Source organism: Nitrosophilus sp. (genome assembly GCF_982775275.1).
Window position 1 is genome coordinate 1 of the sequence record NZ_CEXZHP010000164.1, and the last position, 3,389, is coordinate 3,389.

5 protein-coding genes are annotated in these 3,389 nt (G+C 30.9%); 2 read left to right on the plus strand and 3 right to left on the minus strand.

The genetic code is table 11. The features are described 5' to 3' along the window. The first annotated feature begins 132 nt into the window (after positions 1 to 132). The gene (locus tag AC30RD_RS07490) at positions 133 to 822 is read left to right on the plus strand and encodes a hypothetical protein (protein ID WP_489493813.1); all 690 of its coding nucleotides are present in this window, start codon (positions 133 to 135) and stop codon (positions 820 to 822) included. Here the strand turns inward: AC30RD_RS07490 and AC30RD_RS07495 are convergent. From AC30RD_RS07495 to hemL, 3 genes are read right to left on the minus strand one after another with little or no spacing between them, the layout of a single operon-like run. After that, a complete protein-coding gene (locus AC30RD_RS07495) occupies positions 812 to 1,309 on the minus strand; it encodes a hypothetical protein (protein ID WP_489493814.1) in 498 nt (165 codons plus the stop codon). The genes AC30RD_RS07490 and AC30RD_RS07495 overlap by 11 nt on opposite strands. Beyond that, positions 1,306 to 1,605 (minus strand): AtpZ/AtpI family protein, encoded by a 300-nt coding sequence (locus tag AC30RD_RS07500; RefSeq protein ID WP_489493816.1) that lies wholly within the window; start codon positions 1,603 to 1,605, stop codon positions 1,306 to 1,308. Before AC30RD_RS07500 ends, AC30RD_RS07495 begins: the two co-directional genes overlap by 4 nt. A gap of 50 nt (positions 1,606 to 1,655) precedes the next feature. Beyond that, positions 1,656 to 2,948: a glutamate-1-semialdehyde 2,1-aminomutase gene (hemL, locus tag AC30RD_RS07505; RefSeq protein WP_489493817.1), complete on the minus strand. Its 1,293-nt coding sequence runs from the start codon at positions 2,946 to 2,948 to the stop codon at positions 1,656 to 1,658. 81 nt (positions 2,949 to 3,029) lie between these two features. Here hemL and AC30RD_RS07510 point away from each other — a divergent pair. Next, positions 3,030 to 3,389: hypothetical protein (locus AC30RD_RS07510; RefSeq protein WP_489493819.1), on the plus strand; the 360-nt coding region annotated here is incomplete at its 3' end.

Below are 3,389 nucleotides of genomic sequence, written 5' to 3' on the forward strand. Positions count from 1 at the left end.
AAATCAAGCGAGTAAAGCGAGCGAAGATTTGCGGTTAATTAAAAGTTAGAAAGTGGGAAAATAGGAATAAAATTTACTAATTCCAAATTCCCAATTCCCATTTCCTAATTTCCATTTACTTTAAGGAAAATTATGGATTTTTATGAAAAATTTATAGAATATGACTACAATCCATTTATACTATTTAATAAAAACGGAAAAGTTATCTCACTAAATCAAGAGGCACAGTATCTTTTAGGCTCTGTAGCCGCAAGCGAGATCTATCAATTAGCGTTAAGCTATGCCAGTAACAATTACGGATTTAAAACAACTTTTTTAGATTTGGAATTTGGTAGATTTAGGTTTTTTGCCATATGTGTCGGTTACGAAAACGATGAAGAGATAGCAATAAAACTCTATCGCTATCCAGAGTTAAAAATCGAAAATATTGAAGAGAGCAACACTCAATTAGTCAATATATACGCTCTTTTAGATCTTTGTATAAGTGCAAATTCTACAAAATCCAATACTAATTTTATCAAAGAAATAGACCCAACACTTCCCGAGATAAAAATAAACACAGATAAATTTATAAAACTTTTAAACGCTATATTTGAAAAATTTGACCAATCTCAAACAATTTTAATAAAACTATATATCAAAGTTGGTGAATATATAAAAATCTCAAATAGAAAATTTACTCTTTTTGCAATAGAAATCTCGGCAAAAGAGTATAAAAAAGAGGGATTGGAAAAACTTAAAAATTTAGCCCATTCCATCAACGCCTATTTGGATTTTTCCTCAAAATCTATTACGATAAATATCCCTATGATTACTTCTTAAAAAAAAGAGAAGCTATAAGTGCCGACATAGGAACAAGAGAGAGACCAATAAAATAGGCAAAGACATTAAAAATCTTTTTATCCATTAAAAATAAGACGGATATTATTAAAAAAAGATATGCTCCTATTCTATAAAAAGATAAAAATCCCCCACTTGTTAATATAAAATTTTTTATACCTTCTTTGGCTGATTTTACTCTTTTTTTCTCCTCTTCAAAAAGTTTTTTATGATCTTGTATGATTTGTGATTCTTTATATAGATCAAACCTATCTTCAATTTTATCTATTGTATCTCTATCATCACCAATAAAATCTTTATATCTTTTTTGAACAACTCTTTTATATCCCAAAAAAGACCCCAAAGTTACAAACAAAGAGGCAATCATAGCTATTTGGGTATTTAATAGATAGATATAATTTTTTTGAAAAAAAAGATACAAAACCAAAAAAATATCTAAAGTTGTTAATATATAAAAAAAATATCTCATTTTTCATACTCTTGCAATTCGTCATCCTCGTCATTTAAATGATAATTTTTATATCTTGGATTTTTAGAGAGTTCATCGAGTTCTTTTTTTTGCTTTTGATAAGCTTTATAAACATTTAAAATAGCAGCAGCAACCCCCCAAAAAACCCCCAGCCACAAAAGCCAGGAGTAACCAAAAATATTTTTTAGCCATATGCCGATCCCTACTCCTATCAAAATCGCTACAACTATGGAAACACCCAAAGAGAGTGCTTCCGCGCCTTCTATTATTTTTCTATATTTTGGTTTTTCTTCCATAATTTCCTCTTTTGATTTTTAGGTTCGAAGTCCGACTTCGAACAATCATTTTAATCAAGTTTAATTATCTCTTCAAAACTATCTTTGACTTTTGTTAAAGTCTCTTCCACTAAATCATCAGTTATAGGTGTTGAAATAAAACCTGTCTCAAATTGACTACAAGCAAAATATACGCCTTTTTTCAACATACTTTGATGAAATTTAGCAAACATTTGGGTGTCAGATTTTAAAGCGTCGTCGAAATTTTTGACTTTTGAATCATTAAAGAAAAATCCAAACATACTTCCTCTTACATCTACCTGCAAAGGAATATCAAACTCATCTGCTATCTTTTTCATCCCTTCTACCAATCTTTTTGCTCTTTTTTCAAGAGTATCAAAAATATCTGGATTTTTTTTCAATTTTTTTACAGTTGCCAAACCTGCCGCCATAGCAACTGGATTTCCACTTAAAGTTCCGGCTTGATAAACGGGGCCTTGTGGACTTAACATATCCATAATCTCTTCTTTTCCACCGAAAGCGCCTACAGGCATACCTCCTCCGATAACTTTTCCAAGAGTAACTAAATCGGGCTTAACTTCGGTTAATCCTTGAGCTCCTTTTAAAGAGGCTCTAAAGCCGCTCATAACCTCATCAAATATCAAAAGAGCACCATATTTATCGCAAAGCTCCCTAAGCTCTCGCAAAAACTCTTCATCTGCGGGAACCAATCCCATATTTCCAGCAATCGGCTCTATTATCACGCATGCTATATCTTCACTTTGACTAAAACATTTTTTTACGCTCTCTATATCGTTATATTTAGCTAAAAGAGTATGTTTTGTAAGATCTGCAGGAACTCCGGGACTACTTGGGTTTCCAAAAGTGGCGGCTCCGCTTCCTGCTTGAACAAGCAGTGAGTCGCTATGTCCGTGATAACATCCTTCAAATTTTATAATATCATCTTTGTTAGTAAATCCCCTTGCAAGCCTTATGGCACTCATCACAGCTTCCGTGCCACTATTTACAAATCGAACTTTATCAATGCTTTCATATAGATCAACTATCTCTTTAGCAAGCATAGTTTCTAATATAGTAGGAGCACCAAAACTAAGACCCTTTTTTGCCGTATCTACTACGGTTTTTAAAATATCTTCGTCACAATGCCCAAAAATCAAAGGACCCCAGCTTTGAACATAATCAATATATCTATTGTCATCAACATCTATTAAAAAAGCCCCCTCACCTCTTTCAATAAATACCGGAGTTCCGCCTACGCTTTTAAATGCTCTAACGGGAGAATCAACACCTCCTGGGATATATTTTTGTGCCTCTTCAAAAGCCTTTATACTTTTTTCAAACATATCAAAATCCTTTTATATTAAAATTTTGCTTATTTTATAAAAATATTGATTAATAGCTATTAAAACTATATAATCTATTTTATGAATAAAAGATATCTTTTTTCCTTTTTAATCTCTTCTTTTTTGCATATCATTTTTTTATCTATCTTTTTCTATGCTACTCAAAAAAACGATTTTCAAAAATTTAAAAAAAAATATAGTTCTCCCATTAAAATAAGCTTAAAAAATTTTGATATTAAAAAGGAAGTTAAAAAGGTTAAAATGGTCAAAAAAGTTGAGTGGGATAAAGAAGTTAAAAGGGTTAAAAAGGTTGAGTGGGATAAAAAGGATGAAAAAGTTAAAAAGGTTAAAATGGTTAAAAAAGTTGAGTTGGATAAAAAGGATAAAAAATACAATGAAAATAATCGCACTAAAAATATCATAAAACCAAAAGCTAAAAAA